Source organism: Sphingomonas natans (genome assembly GCF_030546695.1).
In the GTDB taxonomy this organism is placed as follows: domain Bacteria; phylum Pseudomonadota; class Alphaproteobacteria; order Sphingomonadales; family Sphingomonadaceae; genus Sphingomonas_I; species Sphingomonas_I natans.
This window is the reverse complement of sequence record NZ_JAUOTP010000005.1, coordinates 60,917-85,756: the sequence shown is the minus strand read 5'-3', so window position 1 is coordinate 85,756 and position 24,840 is coordinate 60,917. Positions and strand designations below refer to the sequence as shown.

The 24,840-nt window shown below is 67.8% G+C and carries 25 protein-coding genes; 16 read left to right on the top strand and 9 right to left on the bottom strand.

Annotated elements, in window-relative coordinates; translation table 11 throughout:
* Window positions 1–3 precede the first annotated feature (3 nt).
* Window positions 4–1,326, top strand: coding sequence for a dihydrolipoamide acetyltransferase family protein (locus tag Q4F19_RS12260; RefSeq protein WP_303542953.1), 1,323 nt, complete (start codon window positions 4–6; stop codon window positions 1,324–1,326).
* 189 nt (window positions 1,327–1,515) lie between these two features.
* Here the strand turns inward: Q4F19_RS12260 and coaA are convergent, their stop codons facing one another.
* Both coaA and panD read right to left on the bottom strand, forming a co-directional pair.
* Complete coding sequence (gene coaA / locus Q4F19_RS12255; RefSeq protein ID WP_303543392.1) at window positions 1,516–2,445, bottom strand: type I pantothenate kinase; 930 nt, start codon at window positions 2,443–2,445, stop codon at window positions 1,516–1,518.
* A gap of 50 nt (window positions 2,446–2,495) precedes the next feature.
* Window positions 2,496–2,861 (bottom strand): aspartate 1-decarboxylase, encoded by a 366-nt coding sequence (gene panD / locus Q4F19_RS12250; protein WP_303542951.1) that lies wholly within the window; start codon window positions 2,859–2,861, stop codon window positions 2,496–2,498.
* A gap of 149 nt (window positions 2,862–3,010) precedes the next feature.
* Between panD and panB the strand changes: the two genes are divergently transcribed.
* The 6 genes from panB to Q4F19_RS12220 all read left to right on the top strand — a co-directional run bounded on the left by panB (window position 3,011) and on the right by Q4F19_RS12220 (window position 7,792).
* Window positions 3,011–3,853 carry a 3-methyl-2-oxobutanoate hydroxymethyltransferase gene (gene panB, locus Q4F19_RS12245; RefSeq protein WP_303542949.1) on the top strand — a complete coding sequence of 281 codons (843 nt, stop codon included), beginning with the start codon at window positions 3,011–3,013 and terminating at the stop codon, window positions 3,851–3,853.
* Window positions 3,850–4,689, top strand: coding sequence for a pantoate--beta-alanine ligase (gene panC / locus Q4F19_RS12240; protein WP_303542947.1), 840 nt, complete (start codon window positions 3,850–3,852; stop codon window positions 4,687–4,689). The genes panB and panC overlap by 4 nt, the downstream gene beginning before the upstream one ends.
* A gap of 249 nt (window positions 4,690–4,938) precedes the next feature.
* The gene (locus tag Q4F19_RS12235) at window positions 4,939–5,610 is read left to right on the top strand and encodes a PEPxxWA-CTERM sorting domain-containing protein (protein WP_303542945.1); all 672 of its coding nucleotides are present in this window, start codon (window positions 4,939–4,941) and stop codon (window positions 5,608–5,610) included.
* Between the two features lie 116 nt (window positions 5,611–5,726).
* Window positions 5,727–7,091 (top strand): ribosome biogenesis GTPase Der, encoded by a 1,365-nt coding sequence (gene der / locus Q4F19_RS12230; RefSeq protein WP_303542943.1) that lies wholly within the window; start codon window positions 5,727–5,729, stop codon window positions 7,089–7,091.
* A complete protein-coding gene (locus tag Q4F19_RS12225; RefSeq protein WP_303542941.1) occupies window positions 7,088–7,303 on the top strand; it encodes a sulfurtransferase TusA family protein in 216 nt (71 codons plus the stop codon). Before der ends, Q4F19_RS12225 begins: the two co-directional genes overlap by 4 nt.
* A 51-nt stretch (window positions 7,304–7,354) precedes the next feature.
* Window positions 7,355–7,792, top strand: a complete 438-nt coding sequence (locus tag Q4F19_RS12220; protein ID WP_303542939.1) for an Hpt domain-containing protein — start codon at window positions 7,355–7,357, stop codon at window positions 7,790–7,792.
* Between the two features lie 64 nt (window positions 7,793–7,856).
* On the opposite strand, the gene bfr is transcribed toward Q4F19_RS12220, so the two are convergent.
* Window positions 7,857–8,345, bottom strand: a complete 489-nt coding sequence (gene bfr, locus Q4F19_RS12215; protein ID WP_303542937.1) for a bacterioferritin — start codon at window positions 8,343–8,345, stop codon at window positions 7,857–7,859.
* A gap of 127 nt (window positions 8,346–8,472) precedes the next feature.
* Entirely contained in the window at window positions 8,473–9,537 is a 1,065-nt protein-coding gene (locus tag Q4F19_RS12210) for a PA0069 family radical SAM protein (RefSeq protein ID WP_303542935.1), read from the bottom strand.
* Window positions 9,538–9,736: 199 nt separating this feature from the next.
* Between Q4F19_RS12210 and Q4F19_RS12205 the strand changes: the two genes are divergently transcribed.
* The gene (locus tag Q4F19_RS12205) at window positions 9,737–10,282 is read left to right on the top strand and encodes a hypothetical protein (protein WP_303542934.1); all 546 of its coding nucleotides are present in this window, start codon (window positions 9,737–9,739) and stop codon (window positions 10,280–10,282) included.
* A gap of 7 nt (window positions 10,283–10,289) precedes the next feature.
* Here the strand turns inward: Q4F19_RS12205 and moaB are convergent, their stop codons facing one another.
* The 3 genes from moaB to Q4F19_RS12190 are packed head-to-tail and all read right to left on the bottom strand — an operon-like array spanning window position 10,290 to window position 13,317.
* Complete coding sequence (gene moaB, locus Q4F19_RS12200) at window positions 10,290–10,817, bottom strand: molybdenum cofactor biosynthesis protein B (protein ID WP_303542933.1); 528 nt, start codon at window positions 10,815–10,817, stop codon at window positions 10,290–10,292.
* A 41-nt stretch (window positions 10,818–10,858) separates the two neighbouring features.
* The gene (locus Q4F19_RS12195) at window positions 10,859–12,607 is read right to left on the bottom strand and encodes a lytic transglycosylase domain-containing protein (protein ID WP_303542932.1); all 1,749 of its coding nucleotides are present in this window, start codon (window positions 12,605–12,607) and stop codon (window positions 10,859–10,861) included.
* Complete coding sequence (locus Q4F19_RS12190) at window positions 12,607–13,317, bottom strand: uracil-DNA glycosylase (protein ID WP_303542931.1); 711 nt, start codon at window positions 13,315–13,317, stop codon at window positions 12,607–12,609. Before Q4F19_RS12190 ends, Q4F19_RS12195 begins: the two co-directional genes overlap by 1 nt.
* 129 nt (window positions 13,318–13,446) lie before the next feature.
* Between Q4F19_RS12190 and Q4F19_RS12185 the strand changes: the two genes are divergently transcribed.
* From Q4F19_RS12185 to Q4F19_RS12165, 5 genes are read left to right on the top strand one after another with little or no spacing between them, the layout of a single operon-like run.
* Entirely contained in the window at window positions 13,447–15,099 is a 1,653-nt protein-coding gene (locus tag Q4F19_RS12185; protein ID WP_303542929.1) for an electron transfer flavoprotein-ubiquinone oxidoreductase, read from the top strand.
* Window positions 15,100–15,120: 21 nt separating this feature from the next.
* Window positions 15,121–16,779 (top strand): tetratricopeptide repeat protein, encoded by a 1,659-nt coding sequence (locus tag Q4F19_RS12180; protein WP_303542927.1) that lies wholly within the window; start codon window positions 15,121–15,123, stop codon window positions 16,777–16,779.
* Entirely contained in the window at window positions 16,776–17,594 is an 819-nt protein-coding gene (locus Q4F19_RS12175; protein WP_303542925.1) for a 4-(cytidine 5'-diphospho)-2-C-methyl-D-erythritol kinase, read from the top strand. Before Q4F19_RS12180 ends, Q4F19_RS12175 begins: the two co-directional genes overlap by 4 nt.
* Entirely contained in the window at window positions 17,591–18,304 is a 714-nt protein-coding gene (locus Q4F19_RS12170) for an enoyl-CoA hydratase/isomerase family protein (protein ID WP_303542924.1), read from the top strand. The genes Q4F19_RS12175 and Q4F19_RS12170 overlap by 4 nt, the downstream gene beginning before the upstream one ends.
* Window positions 18,301–19,029, top strand: coding sequence for an N-formylglutamate amidohydrolase (locus tag Q4F19_RS12165; RefSeq protein WP_303542922.1), 729 nt, complete (start codon window positions 18,301–18,303; stop codon window positions 19,027–19,029). Before Q4F19_RS12170 ends, Q4F19_RS12165 begins: the two co-directional genes overlap by 4 nt.
* A gap of 15 nt (window positions 19,030–19,044) precedes the next feature.
* Here Q4F19_RS12165 and Q4F19_RS12160 read toward each other — a convergent pair whose 3' ends face one another.
* Window positions 19,045–19,380 (bottom strand): hypothetical protein, encoded by a 336-nt coding sequence (locus tag Q4F19_RS12160; RefSeq protein ID WP_303542918.1) that lies wholly within the window; start codon window positions 19,378–19,380, stop codon window positions 19,045–19,047.
* Window positions 19,381–19,819: 439 nt separating this feature from the next.
* On the bottom strand, window positions 19,820–20,170 hold the full coding sequence (locus Q4F19_RS12155; RefSeq protein WP_303542916.1) for a DUF6481 family protein: 351 nt from the start codon (window positions 20,168–20,170) through the stop codon (window positions 19,820–19,822).
* A gap of 210 nt (window positions 20,171–20,380) precedes the next feature.
* Here Q4F19_RS12155 and ilvD point away from each other — a divergent pair, with 210 nt between their 5' ends.
* From ilvD to Q4F19_RS12140, 3 genes are all read left to right on the top strand, one after another.
* Window positions 20,381–22,099 carry a dihydroxy-acid dehydratase gene (ilvD, locus tag Q4F19_RS12150; protein WP_303542914.1) on the top strand — a complete coding sequence of 573 codons (1,719 nt, stop codon included), beginning with the start codon at window positions 20,381–20,383 and terminating at the stop codon, window positions 22,097–22,099.
* Window positions 22,100–22,244: 145 nt separating this feature from the next.
* Window positions 22,245–23,639 (top strand): NAD(P)H-hydrate dehydratase, encoded by a 1,395-nt coding sequence (locus Q4F19_RS12145; RefSeq protein WP_303542912.1) that lies wholly within the window; start codon window positions 22,245–22,247, stop codon window positions 23,637–23,639.
* Window positions 23,636–24,829, top strand: coding sequence for a class I SAM-dependent RNA methyltransferase (locus Q4F19_RS12140; protein WP_303542910.1), 1,194 nt, complete (start codon window positions 23,636–23,638; stop codon window positions 24,827–24,829). The genes Q4F19_RS12145 and Q4F19_RS12140 overlap by 4 nt, the downstream gene beginning before the upstream one ends.
* The last annotated feature ends 11 nt before the right edge of the window (window positions 24,830–24,840 follow it).

The window sequence follows — 24,840 nt, the reverse complement described above, 5'->3', positions numbered from 1 at the left end:
GGCATGGCGCGCATCGACTTCAAATTACCCGATATCGGCGAGGGGATCGCCGAGGCGGAGATCGTCGCCTGGCATGTGCGGGTGGGCGATGTCGTCGAGGAAGATGACCCGCTCTGCGACATGATGACCGACAAGGCGACGGTGGAGATGACCGCGCCAGTGAGCGGGACCATCGTGGCGGTGGCAGGCGAGGTGGGGGACCAGATCGCGATCGGGGCGGTGCTGGCGGTGTTCGAGAGCGAAAGCGTGGTCGGCGAGGTGACGGTGGTCGAGGCGCCGAATGAGGCGGCTGCCGTCGCAGCGCCTGAGCGGGCCGAACAAGTCCTCCCCGCCCGAAGCGGGGGGAGGGGGACCGGCGAAGCCAATGGAGGGGAGGAGAGCACCGATCTCGCCGCTCCCGAGCCCGTTGCCATTCCCTTCCACCATCCTGCGGATGGTCCCCCTCCCGAGCAAGCTGGGGAGGATGAGAAGAAGCGCCTTCTCGCCTCGCCTGCTGTGCGTGCGCGCGCGAAGGATCTCGGGATCGATCTCGCCGAGGTTCACGCGCCTGACGGACGGATCCGTCATGCCGATCTCGATGCGTTTCTCGGCTATAACGGTGCGCGCGGCTACCGCGCCTCGGCCCCGGCGCGTGCGGACGAGGCGATTAAGGTCATCGGCCTGCGCAGGCGCATCGCGGAGAATATGGCGGCGTCGAAGCGCGCCATTCCGCATTTCACCTATGTCGAGGAGTTCGATGTCACCAAGCTGGAGGCGCTCCGCGCGGACCTCAACGAGACGCGCGGCGCCAAGCCGCGGCTGACGATCCTGCCGTTGCTGATCGTCGCGATCTGCAAGGCGCTGCCCGATTTTCCGATGATCAACGCGCGCTATGACGACACCGCCGGCGTCGTGACGCGGCACGGCGCGGTGCATCTCGGCATCGCGACGCAGACCGAGGCGGGGCTGATGGTGCCGGTCGTGCGCGATGCGCAGGATCTGAACATCTGGCAGCTTGCAGCGGAGATCGCGCGGCTGGCGGAGGCGGCGCGGGCGGGCAAGGCGCGATCCGAGGAATTGTCGGGATCGACGCTGACGGTGACGTCGCTGGGGCCGCTCGGCGGGATCGCGACGACGCCGGTGATCAACCGGCCCGAAGTGGCGATCATCGGACCGAACCGGATCGTGGAGCGGCCGGGGTTTCGCGACGGACAGGTGGTGGCGGCGAAGCTGATGAACCTGTCGATCTCGTGCGATCACCGCGTGGTGGACGGGTGGGATGCGGCCAGTTTCGTGCAGGCGGTCAAGCGGCTGGTTGAGACGCCGGCTTTGCTGTTTGTGGATTGAACGTCCCGAAATCCGTTTGCTTCGAGCGGAGATCGAGCAAGTCGGGACCCCACGAAAGTAGTACTTTCGTGGGAGCCCGGTCGAGATCGCAGTCGAGAAGTGGTGCCAGTGGGACGCTTCTCGACTTCGCTCGAAGCTGACGGGTTCTCGACAAGCTCGAACCAAACGGGAGTGGGGAAGGCAGAAGCCCTAAAGCCGCCGCAGCCACAATTCCTTGACCGCGTGACGCGGGCCCTTGCGGATGATCACGTCGGCGCGGCTGCGCGAGGGGAGGATGTTCTCGCACAGGTTCAGCGCGTTGACCTCGGCCCAGATGTCGCGCGCGGCGTCCAGCGCCTGCTCGCGGGTGAAATGGGCGAAGTGGTGGAAATAGGATTTCGGGTCCTGGAAGGCGGTCTGCTGCAGGAGCAGGAAACGCTCTTCGTACCAGCGCTCGATATCGTCGGGATCGGCATCGATGTAGATCGAAATGTCGAAGAAATCGCTGGCCGTGAACGGGTGGTGGGCGTCGTGCCCCGAGCCGATCTGGAGGACGTTGAGGCCTTCGAAGATCAGCACGTCGGGCTGATCGATCACCTGCCGCTCGCCGGGAATGATGTCGTAGGCGTGGTGCGAATAGACGGGCGAGCTGGCGCGGCCGGTCGAGCGCACTTCGGCGAGGAATTCGATCATCGTGCGGACGTCGTAGCTTTCGGGAAAGCCCTTGCGCGACATCAGCCCGCGCTCTTCCAGCACCGCCGTCGGATAGAGGAAGCCGTCGGTGGTGACGAGATCGACCGAGGGGTGATCGGGCCAGCGCGACAGAAGCGCGCGCAGCACGCGCGCCATCGTGCTCTTGCCGACCGCGACCGAGCCCGCGATCGCGACCACATAAGGACGCCGGCCGGCGGGTCGGCCGAGGAAATCGTCGGTGACGCGCGCGAGGCCACGCGTCGCGCCGACATGGAGGTTGATCAGGCGGGTGAGCGGCAGATAGACCTGCTCGACCTCGCTGAGCGAGATCGGCTCGTTGGCGCCGCGCAGCCGCGCGAGATCGCCTTCGTCGAGCGTGAGCGGCACTGCCGAGCGCAACCGTGCCCAGGCGGCGCGATCGTAGCGCGTGTGGCTGGGGCTGCCGATCGGCGCATCCGGGACGACCGAGGACCAGCCCGGCCGCCTGGCGGTCCCGCCTACAGGAATGACGCCACTTCCCGCTTGGGATGCTCGACGAGGTGGCGGACGAGGCGATTGGCCTTGTCGACGAGGATCACGTGCGGAGTGATCGGCTCGGGCGTCAGCTCGAAGCCCATGATGATGACCTCCTCGCCTTCGCCGATCAGATGCGCGGCGGCGCCGTTCATGCAGATCTCGCCCGATCCGCGCTCGCCTGCGATCACATAGGTCTCGAGCCGCGAGCCGCTGGTATTCGAGACGACGAGCACCTTCTCGCCTGCCCACAGGCCGACCGCATCGAGCAGATCGCTGTCGATCGTGATCGAGCCCACATAAGCGAGGTTCGCCTCCGTGACGGTGGCATTGTGAATCTTCGACCGCATGACCCAACGCACGATAGAAATCCTCCCGCCGCGAAAGCCGGCTCGCCTCCGCATATAAGGACGAAATCCGCGGAAGCGAAGATGCTGCATTTGCGGGCTTTCGCCGGGCAGGCTAGGCCGCTGGCCCCACGCGCTGGAAGGAGCAGGACATGGCGCTCACCGTCGCCGGAATTATCCGGATGAAGGCCAAAGGCGAGCGGATCGCGATGATCACCTGCTATGATCATGCCTCCGCCTTGATCTGCGAGCGGGCGGGCCTGCGCTTCCTGCTGGTGGGCGATTCGCTGGGGCAGGTGATGCTCGGGCACACGAGCACTATCCCGGTGACGCTGGAGGACATGATCGCGCATAGCGCGGCGGTCGCGCGCGGCGCGCCGGAGTCGCTGATCGTCGTCGACATGCCGTTCCTGTCCTATGCGACGCCCGAACAGGCGGTCGCCTCGGCGCAGCGGCTGATGCAGGACGGCGGCGCGCATGCGGTGAAGCTGGAGGGCGGGGAGGCCGTGCTGCCCGCGGTCGAGCGGCTCGTGTCGCTCGGCGTGCCGGTGATGGGGCATCTCGGCTTCACGCCGCAATCGGCCAACCAGATCGGCATCCGCGTCCAGGCCAAGACCGCCGAGGCGGGGGCGACGTTGATCCGCGATGCGAGGGCGCTGGAGCAAGCGGGCGCGTTCGCGATGGTGCTGGAACTCGTGCCGATCGAGCTGGCGCGCGCCGTCTCCGAGGCGATCTCGATCCCGACGATCGGGATCGGCGCGGGGCCGGGCTGCGACGGGCAGGTGCAGGTGTGGCACGACGTGCTGGGCCTGATCGATCATCCGCCCTTCCGCCATGCGGGCCGCTATGCGGAGATCGGCAAGGCGATCGAAAGCGCGCTGGCCGGCTATGCCGCCGACGTGGCGAGCGGCGCCTTTCCGACCGACGCCAATGGCGCCTCGATCGATGCCTCGGTGATCGAGGAGGCCAAGCGCCTCGCGGACGTCGCACGGTGAAGATCGTCCGGACGGTCGCCGAGACGCGTGCGGCGCGGGCGGGGCTCGGGCGCCTGGGCTTCGTGCCGACGATGGGCGCGCTTCACGACGGGCATATGGGCCTGATGGCATCGGCGCGCGACGGCTGCGACGCGGTCGCGGCGAGCATCTTCGTCAACCCTGCGCAGTTCGGGCCGAACGAGGATCTGACGCGCTATCCGCGGCCGATCGAGGCGGATCTGGCCAAACTGGAGGCGGGCGGGGTCGAGCTCGTGTTCCTGCCGTCGGTGGAGATCGTCTATCCGGCGGGGTTCGACACGCGGATCGAGGTCGGCGCGATCGCCAACCGGCTGGAGGGCGCGATCCGGCCCGGGCATTTCTCGGGTGTGGCGACGGTGGTGGCCAAGCTGTTCAACATCGTCGCGCCCGACGTCGCGTGGTTCGGGCAGAAGGACGTGCAGCAGACGCGCGTGATCAAGCAGCTGGTGCGCGATCTGGATCTGCCGGTGAATATCCGCGTGGGGCCGACGCTGCGCGAGGCGGACGGCCTCGCGCTATCGAGCCGCAACGTCTATCTGTCCGCCGAGGATCGCGCGCAGGCGACGGCACTCTATCGCGGGCTTTCAGGGGCGGAGGCGGCGTGGGCCGGAGGCGAGGCGGGCGCTGCGACGCTCCGCAGCGGAATCGCCACGCATATCGCGGAGACGACGGGTATCGTCGACTATATCAGCATCGCCGATCCCGACACGCTGGTCGAGCTCGACGAGGTGACGGACGCCGGCGCGGTAGTGTCGCTGGCGGTCCGCTATGGCACGACGCGGCTGATCGATAATGTGGTGCTGCCGGCGCGAGCCTGAGCCTGCCGGAGTGCCTTCGCTCAAGCAGCGGATCGGCCCGACTGCCTTACGAAAGGACGGCGACGATATTGCATATCGACCGCGTCCGTTCCGAACGACGCAAATGCTGTTTGAGGCCCGCGCAAAAGTTCCATGAAAAAAGAATTTACAAGAATCCGCTTTTTTCCGGTTAACGACTGTTAATGCCCGGATTTCTGGTTTAGCGACGAATCACGCCATCGAATCGCTTTTCCTGGTGCGGAGTATTTCATGAACAAGTTTGCTTTTGCGTTTCTCGCACCCGTAATGATCTTGGCATCGCCCGCCAGCGCCACGATCACGATCGCGTTCCAGAATGCCGCCGTCAACGGCGGCGCCGTCACGACCGTCGCAACCGATTCGGGCAGCGGTCTGGCTTCCTTCACGGGTGCCTACGGATCGTTCACGACTTTGGTGTCTGCGTTCGGATCGCCGTTGCTGCCGCAGCCGATCCTGCAGACTAATGGCATCAGCGTCTCGTCGACGATTGCCGGGATGCTGACCGTCTATGTGACGCAGCAGAATTTGACGGCGTCGACCGCCGGCCTCACCAGCTCCTTCACGTCGAATTCCTTCACCGGTTCGGCCCAGTCGGTGGTGGAATCGACCTATTATAGCGCTTCGAACGAACTGTTCGGTGGTACGCAGCTGGCGTCGGCTCTGTTCACCGGCATCGGCACCGTTGTCTCGACCGACGCGCTCGTCGGCCTGAGCGGCCCTTATTCGCAGACGGCGAAATATGTGATCGCAGTCGGCGACGGTACCGCTTCCGTGAACAACACGATCAACCTGTCCGCGCCGGCCGCCGTGCCCGAGCCCGCGACCTGGGCGATGATGATCGTCGGCTTCGGTGCTGTCGGTTCGACGATGCGCCGCCGGCGCACCAGCGTCCGCTTCGCCTGACACACGCAACGCCGCCGGCCTCAAAACCGGCGGCGTTTTCGTGTCTGCGACCGGCCAAATAGAATCCGGCGAACGCCGTGCGTGAATATCGTGCCGCTTCCGTCTAAGGAGCGCGCATGCCTTTACCCATCGTTGCCATCGTCGGACGCCCCAATGTGGGCAAGTCGACCCTTTTCAACCGCCTCGTCGGCAAGCGTCTCGCGCTCGTCGACGACATGCCCGGCGTCACGCGCGACCGGCGCGAGGGCGACGCGACCCTGCTCGGCCTCGAATTCCGGATCGTCGATACGGCAGGCTTCGAGGACGAGGATCCCGATACGCTGCCGGGCCGGATGCGCGCCCAATCGGAAGCCGCGGTCGGCGATGCCGACGTCGCCTTGTTCCTGATCGATGCCCGCGCGGGCGTGATGCCGCTCGATCAATCGATCGCGCGCTGGCTGCGCCAGTCGGACACGCCCGTCATCCCGATCGCCAACAAGGCCGAGGGCAAGGCCGGCGAAAGCGGGATCATCGATGCCTATTCGCTGGGTCTCGGCGATCCGATCCCGTTTTCGGCCGAGCATGGCGAGGGGCTTGTCGATCTGTTCGAGGCGCTGCGTCCCTATCTGGAGCGCGAGGACGAGGACGGACCCGAGGAGGATGACGAGATCCTGCTGGAGGGCGACGAGCCGGACGGGCCGCTGAAGCTCGCCATCGTCGGGCGCCCCAATGCGGGCAAGTCCACGCTCATCAACCGGATGCTGGGCGAGGATCGCCTGATCACGGGTCCCGAAGCCGGGATCACGCGCGACTCGATCGCGGTGGAGTGGATGTGGAAGGATCGGCCCGTGCGGCTGATCGACACGGCAGGGCTGCGGCGCAAGGCGAAGGTGGAGGACAAGCTGGAGAAGCTCTCCGCCGCCGACACGCAGCGCTCGATCGACTTCGCGGAGGTCGTCGTGCTGCTGCTGGACGCGACGCGCGGGCTGGAGGCGCAGGACCTGCGCATCGCCGGCCAGGTGCTGGAAGAAGGCCGCGCACTGATCATCGCGATCAACAAATGGGACGTCGCCGAAAATCCGCCGAGCCTGTTCCAGGGCGTGCGCGGCGCGCTGGACGAGGGGCTCGCGCAGGTGAAGGGCCTGCCGGTGCTGACGGTATCGGCCGAGACCGGGCGCGGCATCGACCAGCTGATCGAAGCTTCGTTCAAGATCCGCGACGAATGGTCGAAGCGCATCTCGACGGGCCAGCTCAACCGCTGGTTCGAGAAAGCGATCGAGGCCAATCCGCCGCCGGCGCCGGGCGGCAAGCGCATCAAGTTGCGCTATCTGACGCAGGCGCGGACGCGTCCGCCGAGCTTCATCCTGTTCGGCACGCGCGTCGATCAGCTGCCGGAGAGCTATCGCCGCTATCTGATCAACGGGATCCGTCGCGACTTGGGCTTTGCAGGCGTTCCCGTGCGGATGACGCTGCGCGCGCCGAAGAATCCGTTCGGGACGTGACCGAGACGATCGTCGATGCGCGCGGGCTGAAATGTCCGTGGCCGGCGTTGCGGCTGGCCAAGGCGATGCGCGGGGCGAACCACGTGAGAATATCCGCGGACGATCCGCAGGCGCCGGCAGAATTCCGCGCACTCTGCCGGGAGCATGGCTGGTCGATCCTAGCGGAGGCGACTGATTTCATCATCAAGCGCCCTCTGGAAGCAAAGTCTTAACCGAATCAATCGCACTAGAGGGCTTGGCGCGCGTAGGCGTGGAGTGGGCAAGTGCACGAAATTAGCAGCCAGATCGTCGACAGGGACCGGTTCAGCGCCGCGCGGAGCGAGCTCGGCGAGAGCTTCGCCCGGATCCTCAGCTATTATCGCGAGGACGGCGCGAAGGCGATCGAGGAGATCGAGCGCGCGGTGCGCGATCGCAGCGCGGTGTGCCTCGTGCGTCCGTCGCACACGCTGAAGGGCGATTCGCTGATGGTCGGTGCGGATGCGCTCGCGCTGGCGGCCGAGGAGATCGAGAAAGCGGCCCGGCTCTCGATCGAGATGCACGACTTTCCCGATGACGTGCTGCTGAAGGTGCTCGAACTGCGCGGGCTGTTCGCGCAGACGATCGCTTTCTTCGATCGCGAGACCGCCGAGCGGGCACCTCCCGCCCCGACGCTGGCGCCACGGCGCACGGGCGGGTTCGGGCGAAAGGTCGTCGGCGCCTAACTTTTAGCGGCGCCGTCCCGCGCGGGGGTGGGGAACCACCGCCCGGGCGGGACCGGCGCGAGGCTCAGTGCGCCTCTTCGTCCGCCGACTTCGACTGCAGCTGGACATAGTTCTGGATGCCCATGCGCGCGATCATATCGAACTGGCGCTCCAGATAATCGACATGCTCTTCCTCGTTGTCGAGGATGCGCTTGAACAGATCGCGCGTGATATAATCGCGCACCGTCTCGCAATGGGCGATGGCTTCGCGCAGCTGCGGGATCGCTTCATTCTCCAGCGCGAGATCGGCACGGAGGATCTCCTCCACCGTCTCGCCGATGCGCAGGCGGCCGAGCAGCTGGAAATTGGGCAGTCCATCAAGGAACAGGACGCGCGCCGCGAGCATGTCGGCATGCTTCATCTCGTCGATCGATTCGCCATATTCGAACTTGGCGAGCTTCGCGATGCCCCAATGATCCAGCATCCGGTAATGGAGGAAATACTGGTTGATCGCCGTCAGCTCATTCTTGAGCGCGACGTTCAGATATTCGATGACTTTCTCGTCGCCCTTCACGGCTGCATTCCTTCTTTAATCGGTCGAGCGCGCCGATAGACCGGATGCCTGCAAATTTGAAGCGCGAACAACTCGCAAGTCGGCTGAGAATAGATCGCAAATATTACTGCGAGTATTTCGCATTATATCACAGCAGACGCGGCTGATCGCCTTCCGGCGGCCTGAACAGATCGGTGCGCAGCACCAGCCGTTCGCGATTGAGGCCGAGCTTGCGGCACGCGATCTGGAAGCGGGTGCGCAGCAGATCGGCCCATGGCCCCTGACCCTTCATGCGCGTGTGGAAATCGGGATCATTGTCGCGCCCGCCGCGGATCGACCGGATCGTGGCCATGACCTTGGCCGCGCGATCCGGGTGGTGCGCGTCGAGCCAAGCGCGAAACAGGGGCGCGACCTCATGCGGCAGTCGCACGGGCATGAAGAAGGCACGGCGCGCGCCGGCGTCGGCAGCGGCCGACAGGATCTGTTCCATCTCGTGATCCGTGATCTGCGGCACCACGGGCGCGAGCGAGACGTGACATTGGACGCCGGCATCGCTGAGCGCGCGGATCGCGGCGAGGCGCTTGGCGGGGCTCGGCGCGCGCGGCTCCAGCGTGCGCGCGGTCTTCGGATCGATCGTCGGCACCGACATGACGACCGAGACGAGGCCCTTCGCCGCCATCGGCGCGATCAGATCGAGATCGCGGACGACGCGATCCGATTTGGTCGTGATCGTGAAAGGATGGCGCGTCTCGTGGAAGATCTCGATGATCTCGCGCGTGATCCGCCATGTGGCCTCGATCGGCTGATAGGGATCGGTGTTGGTCCCGAGCGCGATTGGCTTGGGCAGATAGGATTTGGCCGACAATTCGACGCGGAGCAGCCTGGCGGCATCGGGCTTGGCGAACAGACGCGTTTCGAAATCGAGACCGGGCGAGAGATCGTGGAAGGCGTGGGTGGGGCGCGCGAAGCAGTAAATGCAGCCATGCTCGCAGCCGCGATAGGCGTTGATCGAGCGATCGAACGGCACGTCGGGCGAGCTGTTGCGGGTGATGATCGTGCGCGGGCGTTCGATCGTGACCGTCGTCCGGACCGGGGCCGGCCCGCCATCGACATCGTCGCGCGCATCCAGCCAGTCTCCGTCGCTCTCGCGGGCGGCCAGACCGAAGCGATTCGGAGTGTCGTTCAGGGTGGCGCCGCGTCCCGCGTGACGCATGGAAGTAGACGGGATTCGCGCCATTGGCGGTAATTAGCGAATCCCGCCGAACAAAACAAGAACTAATGCTAAAAGACTGTGACGACATGGTTATTTAAGCCCGATTGCGGCATAAGAAGCGGAGCAGATCGGCTTTTGGTCCGTGTACGGACCGGCGTGGCGGATCGGCCGTGTAACGTAGCGTTGTGGAGTATCGTCGATGTTCGCCCGTATCCTGAAGTCGGCCGCAATCGCGGTCGCAGCGCTCGGACTTGCCGCCGGCGCGAATGCCGCCACTATCTTCAATTTCAGTTTCATGGCGCCACTGCCGCTCACCACGCCGGCCACCGGCAGCGGCCAGATCTTCACGAACGATCTCGGCAACGGAACCTACCAGGTCTATGACGTCGTCGGGACTGCCAAGCTGACCAGCACGAGCTCCGCGGCGACGCTGAACACGGTCAGCGCGGCGGCGTTCAGTTCGCTGTCGATCACCGGAAACGCCACGAGCGGCTTCACGTTCACGGGCATGTTGTCTGGTCCGACCACCAGCTACAATTTCGCCCGCAACATCTTCGACAGCAATTACACGATCTCGAACGGACTGCGTTCGTCGAGCGCGAGCACGTTCAGCCTCACGCAGGTTCCGATCAGCGCGCCGGTGCCGGAGATCGGCACGTGGATGATGATGGTGCTAGGCTTCGGCGTCATCGGCGCGACGCTCCGCGCAGGCCGGCGCAGCCCGACGATCCAGCACCTCCGATAGGCGCGCCTCAGCGCTCCTGCAGCCTCGGCATGAGCTCGACGAAGTTGCAGGGGCGGTGGCGACTGTCGAGCTGGGTGGAGAGAATGCCGTCCCAGCCGTCGCGGCAGGCGCCGGTCGAGCCGGGCAGCGCGAACAGATAGGTGCCGCGCGCGACCGCGGCGGTCGCGCGCGACTGGATCGTCGATGTGCCGATCGTCTGGTAGCTGAGCCAGCGGAACAGCTCGCCGAACCCCTCGATCTCCTTCTCGCGGACGCGGGCGAAGGCCTCGGGCGTCACATCGCGCCCGGTGACGCCGGTGCCGCCGGTCGTGATGATGCAGTCGATCCCGGGATCATCGATCCAGCGGTTCAGGTGCGTGACCAGCGCCGCGACATCATCGCGCAGGATCGCGCGATCGGCGAGGATATGGCCCGCCGCCTCCAGCCGCTGGACGAGCGTGTCGCCCGAGCGATCGTCGGCGAGCGTGCGGCTGTCCGAGACGGTCAGGATCGCGATGCGAACGGGGAGGAACGGCAGGCTGGTATCGATGGGCATGAGACGCTCCTGCCACCGGCGGGGCCGGGGCGGAAGCCCGATCAGTTGAGCGCGGGTAGCCCCGCCGGGCTCGCATCGGCGCGCAGCGCGACGCGCGCCGCCGAAGTCGGGAAACGCGGCCATTTGCCCTGCGCCATCGTCACGAGGCTGTCGGTCGCAGCGCCGCTCTCGCGCTGATACATCCAGTAATTGCGCAGCACGATCGCGGTGTAGGCGCGCGTCTCGGCAAAAGGCATCGCCTCGATGAAGAAGAGCGGATCCTGCGAGGCGCCGGGGCGGACGTTCCAGGCGGCGATATTGTTCGGCCCGGCATTGTAGGCGGCGATCACCTTGGGCAGCAGGCCGCCGGTGCCGCCATGTGTGGCCAGTTCCTCAAGGTAGGACTGGCCATATTCGAAATTGATCGCGGGATCGTTCATCCGCGCCGCCATGTCGGCGGTCTCGCCCTTGTGGCGGGCGACCAAGCGCGCGGTGCCGGGCATGAGCTGCATCAGCCCGCGCGCGCCGGTGCGGCTGACGGCATCGGTGCGGAACTGCGATTCCTGAAGCGCATGCGCGAAGCAGAGCGCGGGGTCGACGCGCCAGCCGCTCGACGGCCTCCACGACGGCATCGGATAGCGCGCGGCGACGGGGGTCGTGACGCCTGCGGGGCCGTTCTGCGCGAGCCACATCTGCGTCGCAGGCAGATCGAGCTTGGCGGCGAGGCGGATCAGCGCGCCATGTTCGGGCGAGGGGCCGATCCGCGCCTGCTGGCGAAGCAGCTGATCGGCCAGCGCGGTCTCGCCGATCTGCGTCAGCGCGGCGGCGACGCGGGCATTGGGGCGCAGCGCGAGGATGTCCGGCGCGTCGCCCGCAGGCGGCGCCATCTGCGTCGCGAGGCCGAGAGACGCCGAGGCGAGCATGCCGTAGAAGGTCTCGTCGAGGCGAGCGGCGGAGCGCAGGCGCGCGGCGACGCGATCGGGGCGGCCACCGGCCGTGTCGCTGCGCGCGGCCCAATAGAGCCCGGCGGCGACCGTCTCGGCATCGCGCGCCGAGGTTGCAACGGCGGCGAAGGCATCGGCGGCGGCGGCCATGTCGCCCGCCCGCCACGAGGCGAGGCCGAGCACCCAATTGGCCTGCACGGTCCATTCGCCCGCACCCGCGCCGGCGGCAGCTGCGACCCGGCGAGCATTGGCATCGTCATATGCGAGGAAATAGGCCCAGGCGGTCCGCTGGCGCCATTCCGCGAGCGCCTCGGGCGTGAGCTGACCTGCGGCGGCCTCGACCACGGCTTCCGCGCCGGCGCCGTCATTGGCCTTCACCAGCGGCGTGGCGACGATCGACAGGCGGGCGGCGGTGGCGTCGCTGCGCGTGGGGCGGGCAGCGACGCGCTTCGAGGCACCGGCCATGCGCACCAGATCGTGCGGCTGGGGCAGGATCGGCAGATCGGAGACGCCTTGCTGCACGGCGAGGCGCGCGAGGGCGGGGGCTTCGGGAAGCTCGGGCGCGGCTGCGAGCAGGCTCGAGAGCTTGACCACGTCGGGGCGTGGCGCGTTGCGGGCAAGATAGAGTTCGGCGCGCGCGACGGACGTCAGCAGGCCATCGGGGCGCGCATCGAGCGCAGCCGACGCGGTCGCCCAGTCACCCGCATGGATCGCCGCGAAGATCAGGCGATAGGCGGCGCGATCGACATCGGAGAGCCCGGCCGGCCGCGCACCGGTGATCGTGATCACGGCGGTATCGCTGTCTGCGGCGAAAGCGGCCGTCGGCAAGGCGGTCGCGGCGAGAAGCAGGGGAAGCAGGATGCGCATCACAGGGCCATGAAAAGCTGGAGATCCTCCCACGCCGCTTTCTTGCGGGCGGGGGTCTGGATGAGGAGGCGGGGGTGGAAGCTGGCGATGGCGGGGACGGGGCCGCCTTCGCTCGTGACGTCGTGTGTACGCCCGCGCGCTTCGACGCAACCCAGACCGAGCAAAGCGCGCGCAGGCGCATCGCCCAGCAGCAGCAGGCGCTTCGGGCGGACGAGCGCGATATGGTGGCGCATCAGCGCCCCGAGCGCGGTGATCGCCTCGGGGGTCAGCCGGCCGCTGGCCGAGCGCGCGGGCGAGAGCGGGGCAAGATAGGCAATGTCGCGTGAGAGGCCCATCGCGCCGAGCATCTTGTCGAACAGCTCGCCGACGTCACCCGTCAGCAAGCGACCCGCCGCGCGATCGCCGGCCTCGGGCATGTCGAGGATCATCATCGTGCCCGATGCGGGATCGCCGGTCGCGTCGAGCCGAGCGAGCGGCGGGCCGGGGACCGCGCCATCGGCAAGCAGGAAACGGCGGAAGGCCGCGAGATCGGCGGGCAGCGTCGCCGGTGCCTCGGCCTGCGCGCTGGGCGACGGATGGTTGCGAACCGGGGCGGGGGCAGCCGGGGCGGCGGCGGGGGCGAGCCAGTCGCGCGGAGCATCGTCGACGAATGTATCGACGCCGGCTTCCTCCCACCAATCCAGGGCGCTCAGCGCCAGCCGATCTTCCATCGGCTTCCCCCTTATTAAACCACTAGCTTTTGGATAGACGGACTGTTGACGAACAGGTCAATCTGCGTTCACCGGGAAAATGACAAAGCGTTCGGCCAATAAGACGACCGGACGCGAGAGAGGTTAGCAATGCACGACCGGGAATCGATGGAGTATGACGTGGTGATCGTCGGCGGAGGCCCCGCCGGTCTTGCCGCGGCGATCCGTCTCAAGCAGCTGGCTTCGGAACGCAGCAGCGATATCTCTGTCTGCATCTTGGAAAAAGGCTCCGAGATCGGTGCGCATATCCTGTCCGGTGCGGTCGTCGATCCGATCGCGCTCGACGAGCTGCTGCCCGACTGGCGCGATGACGGCTGCCCGATGGCCGAGGTGCCGGTGACGGAGAACCATCACTGGTTCCTGTCGAAGAACGGCAAGGTCGGCATGCCGCATCTCTTCACGCCCGGCTTCATGCACAACAAGGGCGCCTATACCGGATCGCTCGGCAATCTGTGCCGCTGGCTGGCGGGCAAGGCCGAGGAACTCGGCGTCGAGATCTTCCCCGGCTTCGCGGCCGCCGAAGTGCTGTTCCACGAGAATGGATCGGTGAAGGGCGTCGCCACCGGCGACATGGGCGTCGCGCGCGACGGCACGCACAAGCCCGATTACCAGCCGGGCATGGAACTGCACGCCAAATACACCTTCTTCGCCGAGGGCGCGCGGGGATCGCTCACCAAGGAAGTGAAGCGGATCTTCGACCTGGAGGCCAAGTGCGAGCCGCAGGTCTATGGGCTCGGCATGAAGGAGCTCTGGGATATCGCCCCGGAGAAGCATGTGCCCGGCCGCGTCATCCACACGCAGGGCTGGCCGCTGACAGAGGAGGTCGGCGGCGGCTTCCTCTATCATCAGGCGAACGGGCAGGTCGCGCTCGGCCTCGTCGTCGGACTGGGTTACAAGAATCCGCACCTCTATCCGTTCGAGGAATTCCAGCGCTGGAAGCAGCATCCGGCGATCCGCGAGATCCTGGAGGGCGGGCGGCGCATTTCGTACGGCGCGCGCGCGATCAACGAGGGCGGGTGGCAGTCGGTGCCGAAGCTGGCTTTTCCGGGCGGGGCGCTGATCGGCTGTTCGGCGGGCTTCGTGAACGTGCCGCGCATCAAGGGCAGCCACACTGCGATGAAGAGCGGGATGCTCGCGGCCGAAGATGCGTTTGCGGCGATCGGTGCGGGGCGGACGGGCGATGTGCTGGAAGGCTATCAGCCGGCGGTCAACGACAGCTGGATCGCCAAGGAATTGAAGATCGTCCGCAATGCCGAGCCCGCGATCGCCAAGTTCGGGCCGGTGATGGGCACGATCTGGGCAGGCGTGGACATGTGGATGAACACGCTCAAGATCGGCCTGCCCTACGCATTCAAGCACCACCGCGACAGCAAGAGCCTGTGGCGCAAGGATATGGTGCAACCGATCGCCTATCCGAAACCGGACGGTAAGATCAGCTTCGATCGTCTCTCCTCGGTGTTCCTCTCGAACACCAATCATGAGGAGGATCAGCCGATCCACCTGACGCTGAAGGATGGGGATGTGCCGATCACGGTCAATCTCGCGCTCTACGACGCGCCCGAGCAGCGTTACTGCCCGGCGGGCGTCTATGAGATCGTGGGCGCGGACGTCGGCACGCCGCGCCTGCAGATCAACGCGCAGAATTGCGTCCACTGCAAAACATGCGACATCAAGGACCCGACGCAGAACATCAACTGGGTCGTGCCCGAGGGCGGCGGCGGACCGAACTACCCGAACATGTGATCGGCGGCTAAGGCGGTGGGGATGAACATGCCACGAGTCACCCCCGCCTTGCTCTCCCTGGTCGCCGCGCTCGCGCTCGCCGGTCCCGCGGCCGCCGCGCAGACGCGCGAACCCAGCCAGGCCGAGCGCTACGTCCGGATGCGCGCCGCCGCGACGGCGGGGGACCTGCAGACCGCGACCGACGAGCTGGCCGTGCTGCTGGCGCGCGATCCGGGCAGCGACGTCATCGCCCAGCGCGCCTTTCGCGAGGCGATCGCCGCGGGCGACAAGCCGCTCGCGCTGAAGGCGGCGCGCGCGCTGGAGCAGCAGGGTGCGCCGCAGCCCGACGCGCTGCTGCTGTACCTGGTGGATGCCGTGCAGGCGAAGGACTGGAAGCGCGCGCGAGCGACGCTCGACCAGATAGAGGCGGGCAAGGTCTTCGCCTTCATGGCGCCGATGCTGCGCGGCTGGGTGGCGCTGGGATCGAAGGACGGCGATCCGCTGGCGGCGCTGGAGCCCGCGCGGCAATCCGGGCTCGGCACGGCCTATTTCCCGGGCCAGCATGCGATCCTGCTGCTGGCGATGGGGCGCGTCGACCAAGGCGCGACCGAAGTCACGACCTTGCCCGGCGCCGGTACGCGGCTGCGCCTCGCCACGGCCGCAGCGCTGCTCCGGGCGGGCAAGGCGGCGCAGGCAGCGCCCTTTCTCGAAGGCAGCGATCCCGTGTTCGTGGCGGCGCGCGCGCGGATCGCCGCCGGCGGCGAGATCGGGCTCGGCTATCAGAGCGCGGCCTCGGGCATTTCGGAGCTGATGACGCAGGTCGCGCTGGATTTCAGCCGCCAGCGGCTCGCACCGATCGCGACGACGCTGGCGCGGCTCGCCACCTTCGCCGATCCCGACAATTCGGGCGGCTGGATCGCCACGGGCAATATTCTCGGCATGGCGAAACGCACCGACACGGCGCTGGAGGCGCTGGGCCATGTCAAGCCGAGCGATCCTTATGCCGGATCGGCCGAGGCGTTGCGCGTCGCCTTGCTGATGGACAGCGACGACAAGGCGAAAGCGCTTGCGGTCGCCAGCGCGGCGGCCGAACGGCCGGGTGCGGGGGCGCCGGAGTGGGCGCGCGTCGGCGATGTGCAGATGACGCTTGAGCAGCCCGCGCTCGCGGCGGCCGCGTTCGAAAAGGCGATCGCGGCGGCGGGTCCGAATGCCGCAGCCGATCAGGTCTGGCCGCTCTGGCTGCAGCGCGGCGCGGCGCTGGAGCAAGCGGGCGACTGGCCGACGGCGAAGGTCGCGCTCGACAAGGCCTATGCGCTGGCGCCGGACCAAGCGGTGGTGCTCAACCATCTCGGCTATTCGCTGCTCGCGCGGCGCGAGGACGTGCCGCAGGCGACCAGGCTGATCGAGGGCGCGAGCAAGCTTCGCCCCGAGGATCCCGCAATCACCGATTCGCTGGGCTGGGCGCGCTTCGTGGGCGGCGATGCGGCGGCGGCAGTGGCGCTGCTCGAACGCGCCTCGGCCGGCGAGCCGGGTGAGCCGACGATCAACGAGCATCTCGGCGACGTCTATTGGGCGCTCGGGCGGCGGATCGAGGCGCGCTTTGCCTGGCGCGCCGCGCTCGTCACCGCCGAGACGCGCGATGCGGGCCGGATCCGATCGAAGATCGAGACCGCGCCGACCCCGGCCACCGCCGCCCCGTGACGGGGCTGGAGGAGACCGCTTACGCGAAGATCAACCTCGCGCTGCACGTCCGCGCGCGCGAAGCGGACGGCTATCATGCGCTGGAGACATTGTTCGCCTTTTGCGACGCCGGCGACGTGCTGACGCTGGAGGAGGCACCCGGGCTGAGGCTGGAGGGGCCGTTCGGCGCAATGCTGGCGGGCCACGACAATCTGGTGACGCGCGCAGCGGCGGAGTGGGTGGACCGCTTCGGCGGGGCGCTGGCGGGATTCCGGCTCGACAAGAGGCTGCCGATCGCATCAGGCATCGGCGGCGGATCGGCGGATGCGGCGGCGGCGCTGCGGCTGCTCGCCCGGCGCGACGGCATCGCTTCGTCCGACGCAGGCGTAAGCGAGATCGCGCGCCGACTGGGCGCGGACGTGCCGGCCTGCCTGCTGTCGCGCGCGGCGCGGGGTGAGGGGCGCGGCGAGCAACTCGCTGAGGTCGATCTGGAGGCATTGGCGGGGGCGCCGGTGCTGCTCGTCAATCCCGGTGTCGCTGTCTCGACCGGTGCGGTGTTTAAGGCATGGGACGGCGTGGATCGTGGGTCGCTCGGGCAGGGGGCTGCGGGTGCGATCGCCGGGCGCAACGACCTGGAAGCGCCGGCGCGGGGCCTATGCAGCGAGATAGGCGACGTGCTGGCATGGCTTTCGGCACAGCCCGGCGCCCATCTGGTCCGCATGTCAGGATCGGGCGCGACCTGCTTCGCGCTGTTCGACGATATGGCCGCGCGCGATCGTGCGGCCGGGGAGGTGCCTGCCGGCTGGTGGCCACTGGCGACGGCGCTGCGAGCATGATCACGCTGGAGCAGGACGGCGGGATCGCGCGCGTGACCTTGCGTCGGCCCGAGGCGCGCAACGCCATCCCGATCGCGCGCTGGGCGGACCTGGCGGCGTGCGTTTCACGCGCGGGCGAGAGTGCGCGTGTGATCCTGCTCGGCGGCGAGGGGCCGGCGTTCAGCGCCGGCGCGGACCTTCACGAGATGGCCGCGCTCGTCCAGGACGTGGCCGGCCGGGCGGCGCTTCGGGCGGCGATGCGCGAAGGGATCGGGGCGATCCTCGCGTCGCGCGTGCCCGTCGTCGCGGCGATCGACGGGGGATGCTTCGGCGCCGGCGTTGCGCTCGCGCTGGCGTGCGACATCCGCGTCGCGGGGCCACGGGCGCGCTTCGGCCTGCCGCCGGCGCGCTTCGGGCTTTCCTATCCGCAGGAGGATATTGCGCGGCTCGTCGCGCGCGTCGGGCAGGGGCAGGCGTCGCGACTGCTGCTGACGGCGGAGACGATCGATGCGGCCGAGGCGGCGCGGATCGGGCTGATCGACGTGCTAGCGGATGATCAGGGCGAGGGCGTTGCGCGGGCCATCGCCGGCAACGTGCCCGAAAGCGTGGCACTTCTTCGTCGCAAAATCGGCGGGATCGAAGCGGACGAGGCGGATGCGGCGTTCGACGCCTGTTTCGACAGCGCCGCCTTCGCCGCCACCGCGGCCGGAATCAGGGAGAGACGGGGATGAACGCGCCATGGGAGCGGATCGACGGCGCGGGACCGATGCTGCTGATCGCCGACCACGCCTCCAATCGCGTGCCGCTTGGCATCGATCTCGGCGTGCCGGACGCGATCATGGGCGAGCATGTCGCGATCGATATCGGCGTGGCGCCGCTCGGCCGGGCGCTGTGCGCGCGGATCGGGATGGCGGGGATCCTCGGCAACGTCTCGCGCCTCGTGATCGATCTCAATCGCGAGCCGGATGCGGCGGGGCTCATTCCGGGCGCAAGCGACGGCCATGTCATCGCCGGCAATGCGACGCTGGACGAAGCGGGGCGGGCGGATCGCATCGCGACGTTCTGGACGCCTTATCATGCGGAGATCGAGCGGACGATCGCGGCAGTGCGGCCTACGCTGCTGATCTCGCTGCACAGCTTCACGCCTGCGCTGCGCGAAGGCGGCGCGCCCAGGCCGTGGGAAGTGGGCGTACTCTACAACGAGGACGAGCGTGCGGCGCGAATCGCGATTCCCTTGTTCGAGGCGGCGGGGATCGTGACGGGGGACAACCAGCCTTATTCGGGCAAGGTCCTGAACGCGACGATGAACCGGCACGGCGAAGGCAATGGCATTCCCTATCTCGGGCTGGAGGTCCGCCAGGACCTGATCGGGGATGAGGAGGGCGTTGCCGCCTGGTGCGATCGGCTGGCGCCGGTCATTGCGGCGACGGCTCGGGCGCTGGGCGCGTCCGCATAAGAGACGGCGGCCGGACTAGCGCTGAAGGGCGGCGAGCAGGTCTTCGACGATATCGGGCAGCGTGCCCTGCACGTCCGGATTGGCGAGATCGAAGATCGCGTCCGCAACGACCGCCTCGTGGCGCATCTCGAACTCCAGATCCTCCCGGCACTCGACCAGACTGGCCCAGCGCCCGATCTCGCCGGCCTTCAGCAGGCCGGCCTGATAGCGTCGCAGAACGTCAGCTATGTCCTTGCGGGTCAGTTGGCCGACCGGCTCGGCGTCCCAGTCCAGCGTGGCGACGGCGGCTTCGAGCTCGGCGAGCGGCTGATCGAAGCGGATCAGGGAAGCGATGATCAGGCGGCGGTCCATGCCCGCCACGTTAGCGAAGGAAGCCGCGCGAGCAAAGCTAGCGCGCGGCAGCGGCCGACACGTGTCTCTAAAGCGACAAATCGAACGCCTAACAATTCGTAATATTACCTAATCGTTGTTGAAGAACAAAGTGACGCGATGATCATACTATACGACCTTGGTCAGTAAAAGTAGGCGCGGTCCTGAAAGAGCATTGCCAACGCATTCAAATTCGTGGTTAACCTGCACGCGCAGGCAATCCTTCCCGGAAAGCCTTCGCATTCCGAGGGGTGAGCACATGCTTGGATTCTTGCTGACGTTCGTCGAGTGGCATCTTGAGCGCAGCGCCCGATCGGCGGCCGCGATCGCCGCCGCCCATCGTCGATGAGCGCTCGTCCTCGCTAGACCAATGCTACGGTAACGCTGGCCAGCCGACATCGTCGACTGGCCACTCCGGATCTTATTTCTTGCGTGCCTTGCGCGCCGCATAGCGCGCGTCGCGCTCGGCCTTCTTTTCGGCTTCGGTCAGCTGCGGACGGACGACGGCGCGTTCCGCGGCCGCTGCAGCGGCGGCCGCCTCGGCCTCGGCCCGGGCGGCGGCCTTCGCTGCTTTCTCTTCCTCGATCGCGGCCAGACGCGCGGCGCGCTTCTCGGCGGCGGCGGCTTCCTTAGCCGCGGCGGCGGCCTGCTTGGCGGCGATCACTTCCGGATCCGGCGCGGGCTTGTCGCGCAGCAGATCCAGCGCGCGCTGCTTGGCGGCGCGGGCCGCCGCGGCGCGGTCGTTGAGGTCGGGAATCTTGAAGGCTGCCATGTCGATCCGCTCTGTGGTGCCGGCCCATATAGGCCGCGAAAGATGGCTCCCTAGCCGCATCGGCCCGAATGCGACACGGGAGATGATGGTTCGCATGCATTTTTCTCGCATGCGCGCGCCCGTGCCTGCGCAGGAGCGGCGTATCGGCCCATCAAATTCTTGCCTGTCACCGCGCCGCGGGCCTAGGGGCGCGGAACGAAAGGATCGTCCGTGCCCACATTCGACAAGTCCAAGCTGCCCAGCCGCCACGTCTCGGTCGGCCCCGAAAAGGCGCCGCATCGCTCATATTATTACGCGATGGGGCTCTCCGAGGAGGAGATTGCGCGGCCGTTCGTGGGCGTGGTCAGCGCGGGCAATGACAGCGCGCCGTGCAACACGACGCTCGACATGCAGGCCGACGCCTGCCGGATCGGCGTGGAACAGGGCGGGGGCATGCCGCGCCGGTTCAACACGATCACCGTGACCGACGGCATCGCGATGGGCCATGAGGGGATGAAGTCCTCGCTGGTGAGCCGCGAGGTCATCGCGGATTCGGTCGAGCTTTCGGTGCGCGGCCATTGCTACGATGCGCTGGTGACCTTCGCGGGATGCGACAAATCGCTGCCGGGAATGATGATGGCGATGCTGCGGCTCAACGTGCCGTCGATCTTCGTCTATGGCGGATCGATCCTGCCGGGCCGCTTCCAGGATCGTGACGTGACCGTCGTCGACGTGTTCGAGATCGTCGGCAAATATGCGGCGGGCAATTGCCCGCTCTCCGAGCTGATCGCGCTGGAGAAGGTGGCGTGCCCGGGCCATGGCGCATGCGGCGGCCAGTTCACCGCCAACACGATGGCGTGCGTCGGCGAGGCGATCGGTTTGTCCTTGCCGAACAGCAATATGGTGCCAGCGCCTTACAAGAGCCGTGAGGAGATCGCGATCGCCGCCGGCAAGCAGGTGATGACGCTCGTCGAGCGAAATATCCGCCCGCGCGACATCTGCACGCGCGAGGCCTTCGAGAATGCGGCGCGGATCGTCGCGGCGACGGGCGGCTCGACCAATGGCGGGCTGCACCTTCCGGCGATGGCGAACGAATGCGGGATCGATTTCTCGCTGTTCGACGTCGCCGACATCTTCAAGACGACGCCCTATCTCGCCGATCTCAAGCCCGGCGGCCGCTATGTCGCGAAGGACATGTACGAGGCCGGCGGCGTCTACATGCTGATGAAGACGATGCTGGGCGAAGGCCTTCTGCACGGCGACTGCCTGACCGTGACCGGCAAGACGCTCGCCGAGAATATCGACGAGATCACATGGAATCCCGACCAGAAAGTCATCTACGACGCGAAGACCCCGATCACGCCGACCGGCGGCGTCGTGGGCCTGAAAGGCAGCCTCGCGCCCGAGGGCGCGATCGTGAAGGTCGCCGGCATGAAGCGGCTGCAATTCACGGGCCCGGCGCGCGTGTTCGATTGCGAGGACGAGGCGTTCGCCGCGGTCGAGAAGCGCGATATCGCCGAGGGCTGCGTGATCGTCATCCGCTATGAAGGGCCGAAGGGCGGGCCCGGGATGCGCGAGATGCTCGCCACCACCGCCGCACTCTACGGGCAGGGCATGGGCGAGAGTGTGGCGCTGATCACCGATGGGCGCTTCTCGGGCGGCACACGCGGCTTCTGCATCGGCCATGTCGGGCCGGAAGCGGCCGATGGCGGGCCGATCGCGCTGATCGAGGACGGCGATTCGATCCGCATCGATGCCGAGGCGGGGACGATCGATCTCGACGTGCCCGAGGATGTGCTGGCGGCGCGCAAGGCGGCGTGGCGGCCGCGCATCAACAATTATCAGGCGGGCGCGCTGTGGCGCTACGCGAAGAATGTCGGCCCGGCCTGGGCGGGCGCGGTCACGCATCCCGGCGCGAAGGCTGAGACGCACGTCTTCGCGGATATTTGAGTCCGCCGCTTTTATTGCCGTTGCTTCGAGCGAAGTTCGAGCTTGCCGAGAACGTTCTCGACGGTCGCTTCTCGACAAGCTCGAAGCTGCTCGAACCGAACGGCATGGGTTGGACCAGGCGCGCTTTCTCCCTTAGGCGGCGCCGATGACCAGCCCCGTCCTCACCGCCGCCGAGACGCGCGCTGCCGAGCAGGCCTTGTTCGACGCGGGCATCACGCCGGTCGATTTGATGGAGCGCGCCGGGGCAGGTGCGGCCGAGGCGATCGTCGCCCGTTTTCCGGCCCAGGAGGTGCTCGTCGCGTGCGGGCCGGGCAACAATGGCGGGGACGGCTATGTCGTCGCGCGGCATCTGGCCGAGCGCGGCTGGCCGGTGCGCGTGGCGGCGCTGGCCGAGCCTGCGACCGATCAGGCACGGGCGATGCGCGCCCAATGGGCGGGCCCGGTCGAGGCGATGCCGGCCGTGGTGCCGCCGCTGGTAGTGGATGCGCTGTTCGGGATCGGTGCACGGGCGCTGGATCCGGCTTTGGCGCGCTGGCTGGATACGGTGCCGGCGGTGATCGCAATCGACCAGCCGAGCGGGATCGATACCGATACGGGGGCGGCGCGCGGGCGGGCAGCAGCGGCGGCGCTGACCGTTGCGTTGGGAGCGCTCAAGCCGGTCCATGCGATCATGCCGGGCGCAGGACTGTGCGGCCCCGTTGCGCACGTGCCGATCGGCCTGCCTTTGTCCGAGCGGGCGATGCTGGCGCGGATCGCGCCGCCGGCGCTGCGCGCGCCGGATGCGACGAGCAACAAATATACGCGGGGTAAGGTCGTCGTCGTGGCCGGCGCGATGCAGGGCGCGGCGTTTCTCGCCGCCGAAGCCGCGCAGCGCAGCGGGGCGGGCTATGTCGAGCTGGTGGGCGATGACGTGCCGTTCGGCGCGCCCTTCGCGTTGGTGCGGCGCGCGTGGGACGCGTCCGTGCTGGAAGACAAGAGGATCGGCGCGGTCGTGATCGGGCCGGGGCTCGATGCTTCGGATACCAGCCGGGTGAGGCTCGAAGCGGCACTCGCGATCGCCTGCCCGGTCGTGCTCGATGCCGGAGCGCTGACGCAGCTGGCGAGCGATAAAGACGCGCTCGCTTCTCGCCTTCGCGGGGATGACAGAGAGAAGGTCCGGTTGCTCACGCCGCACGCAGGCGAGTTCGAGCGACTGTTCGGCCCGGTCGGCGGCGATCCGCTGGCAGCCGTGCGCGCGGCGGCCGCAAAGACCGGCGCGCTGGTGTTGCTGAAAGGCGCGACCTCGATCCTCGCCGCGCCGGACGGGCGGGCGCTGGTCGGGCCGATCGCCTCGCCGTGGCTGTCGACCGCAGGGACGGGCGACGTGCTGGCGGGCGTATGCGGGACGATGCTGGCGCAGGCTGCGTGGCATGGCTTCGATCCGCTGGAGGCGGTCGGCGCGGCGATCTGGTTGCATGCGCGCGCCGCCGAGTTGGCGGGACCGGCATTGATCGCGGACGATCTGTTGTGGAGTCTCAAGCGGGCGGTGGCGAAAGCATGAGTGCAGTGATTACCCGGCTGGCCGCGCGCGGCGACGGCGCTACCGACGACGGCCGCCACGTTGCGCTGGCGGCGCCCGGCGACACGATCGCGGACGACGGCACGATCCTGCCCGGCCCGCATCACCAGATCCCGCCCTGCCGGCATTTTCCGAAATGCGGGGGATGCCAGCTCCAGCATATCGACGACGAGACCTTCTCGGCCTTTCTCGTCGATCGCGTGGCGGGCGCGCTGCGCTCGCAGGGACTGGCGCTCCCCGAGATCCGCACGCCGCATCTGTCGCCGCCGCGCACGCGCCGCCGCGCGTCGCTGCGCGCCGAGCGGATCGGGCATCGCATCGTGCTCGGCTTCAACGAGGAAGCGAGCCACCGGATCGTCGACATGATGGAATGTCATGTGCTCGCGCCCGATCTGTTCGCCCTGATCGCGCCGCTGCGCGCGCTGCTGGGGACGATGCTCGATCGCAAGAAGGGCGCGGAGGTGCGGCTGACGCGCGCCGACCAGGGGATCGACCTGCTGCTGACCGGGGTCACCGCCGACGGGCTCGCCGCGAGCGAGGCGATCACCGAATTCGCGCAGACGCACAAGATCGCCCGGCTGGCGCTGGACGACGGTTTTGGTCCGCAATCGCGCTGGGAACCGGATGCGGCGACTGTGACTTTGGGCGGAGTGGCGGTGCCGCTGCCGATCAACGGCTTTCTGCAGGCGACGCCCGATGGCGAGGCGGCTTTGGTCGAGGGCGTGATGGACATCGTCGGCGGGGCGGGAACGGTCGCCGATCTGTTCGCGGGGCTCGGCACCTTTGCCCTGCCGCTGTCGGCGCAGGCGAAGGTGCTGGCGGCCGAGGGCGCGCGCGATCCGGTGCTGGCGCTGAAGCTGGCGGCGGCGCGGGCCGGGCGGCAGATCGTCGCGGATCATCGCGACCTGTTTCGCCGGCCCTACATGGCCAAGGAGCTGTCGCGCTTCGACGCGGTCGTGCTCGATCCGCCGCGCGCGGGCGCCAAGGAGCAGATGGGGGAGCTGGCGCAGGCCGATCTGTCGCGCATCGCCTATGTCTCGTGCAACCCGGCGACCTTCGCGCGCGACGCGGCGATGCTGGCGGCGAGCGGCTGGCGGATCGACTGGATCCGGCCGATCGGCCAGTTCCGCTGGTCGACGCATGTCGAACTGGTCGCCTCGCTCTCGCGTTAGTCCGGCGCTGG

Bases quoted from the DNA above. Each gene is read 5' to 3' on its own strand.
- Q4F19_RS12260 (WP_303542953.1), top strand. From the start codon at position 4: ATGGCGCGCATCGACTTCAAATTACCCGATATCGGCGAGGGGATCGCC.
- panD (WP_303542951.1), bottom strand. From the start codon at position 2,861: ATGCGGTCGAAGATTCACAATGCCACCGTCACGGAGGCGAACCTCGCT.
- panB (WP_303542949.1), top strand. From the start codon at position 3,011: ATGGCGCTCACCGTCGCCGGAATTATCCGGATGAAGGCCAAAGGCGAG.
- Q4F19_RS12235 (WP_303542945.1), top strand. From the start codon at position 4,939: ATGAACAAGTTTGCTTTTGCGTTTCTCGCACCCGTAATGATCTTGGCA.
- der (WP_303542943.1), top strand. From the start codon at position 5,727: ATGCCTTTACCCATCGTTGCCATCGTCGGACGCCCCAATGTGGGCAAG.
- Q4F19_RS12210 (WP_303542935.1), bottom strand. From the start codon at position 9,537: ATGCGTCACGCGGGACGCGGCGCCACCCTGAACGACACTCCGAATCGC.
- Q4F19_RS12205 (WP_303542934.1), top strand. From the start codon at position 9,737: ATGTTCGCCCGTATCCTGAAGTCGGCCGCAATCGCGGTCGCAGCGCTC.
- moaB (WP_303542933.1), bottom strand. From the start codon at position 10,817: ATGCCCATCGATACCAGCCTGCCGTTCCTCCCCGTTCGCATCGCGATC.
- Q4F19_RS12195 (WP_303542932.1), bottom strand. From the start codon at position 12,607: ATGCGCATCCTGCTTCCCCTGCTTCTCGCCGCGACCGCCTTGCCGACG.
- Q4F19_RS12190 (WP_303542931.1), bottom strand. From the start codon at position 13,317: ATGGAAGATCGGCTGGCGCTGAGCGCCCTGGATTGGTGGGAGGAAGCC.
- Q4F19_RS12185 (WP_303542929.1), top strand. From the start codon at position 13,447: ATGCACGACCGGGAATCGATGGAGTATGACGTGGTGATCGTCGGCGGA.
- Q4F19_RS12180 (WP_303542927.1), top strand. From the start codon at position 15,121: ATGAACATGCCACGAGTCACCCCCGCCTTGCTCTCCCTGGTCGCCGCG.
- Q4F19_RS12170 (WP_303542924.1), top strand. From the start codon at position 17,591: ATGATCACGCTGGAGCAGGACGGCGGGATCGCGCGCGTGACCTTGCGT.
- Q4F19_RS12165 (WP_303542922.1), top strand. From the start codon at position 18,301: ATGAACGCGCCATGGGAGCGGATCGACGGCGCGGGACCGATGCTGCTG.
- Q4F19_RS12160 (WP_303542918.1), bottom strand. From the start codon at position 19,380: ATGGACCGCCGCCTGATCATCGCTTCCCTGATCCGCTTCGATCAGCCG.
- Q4F19_RS12155 (WP_303542916.1), bottom strand. From the start codon at position 20,170: ATGGCAGCCTTCAAGATTCCCGACCTCAACGACCGCGCCGCGGCGGCC.
- Q4F19_RS12145 (WP_303542912.1), top strand. From the start codon at position 22,245: ATGACCAGCCCCGTCCTCACCGCCGCCGAGACGCGCGCTGCCGAGCAG.
- Q4F19_RS12140 (WP_303542910.1), top strand. From the start codon at position 23,636: ATGAGTGCAGTGATTACCCGGCTGGCCGCGCGCGGCGACGGCGCTACC.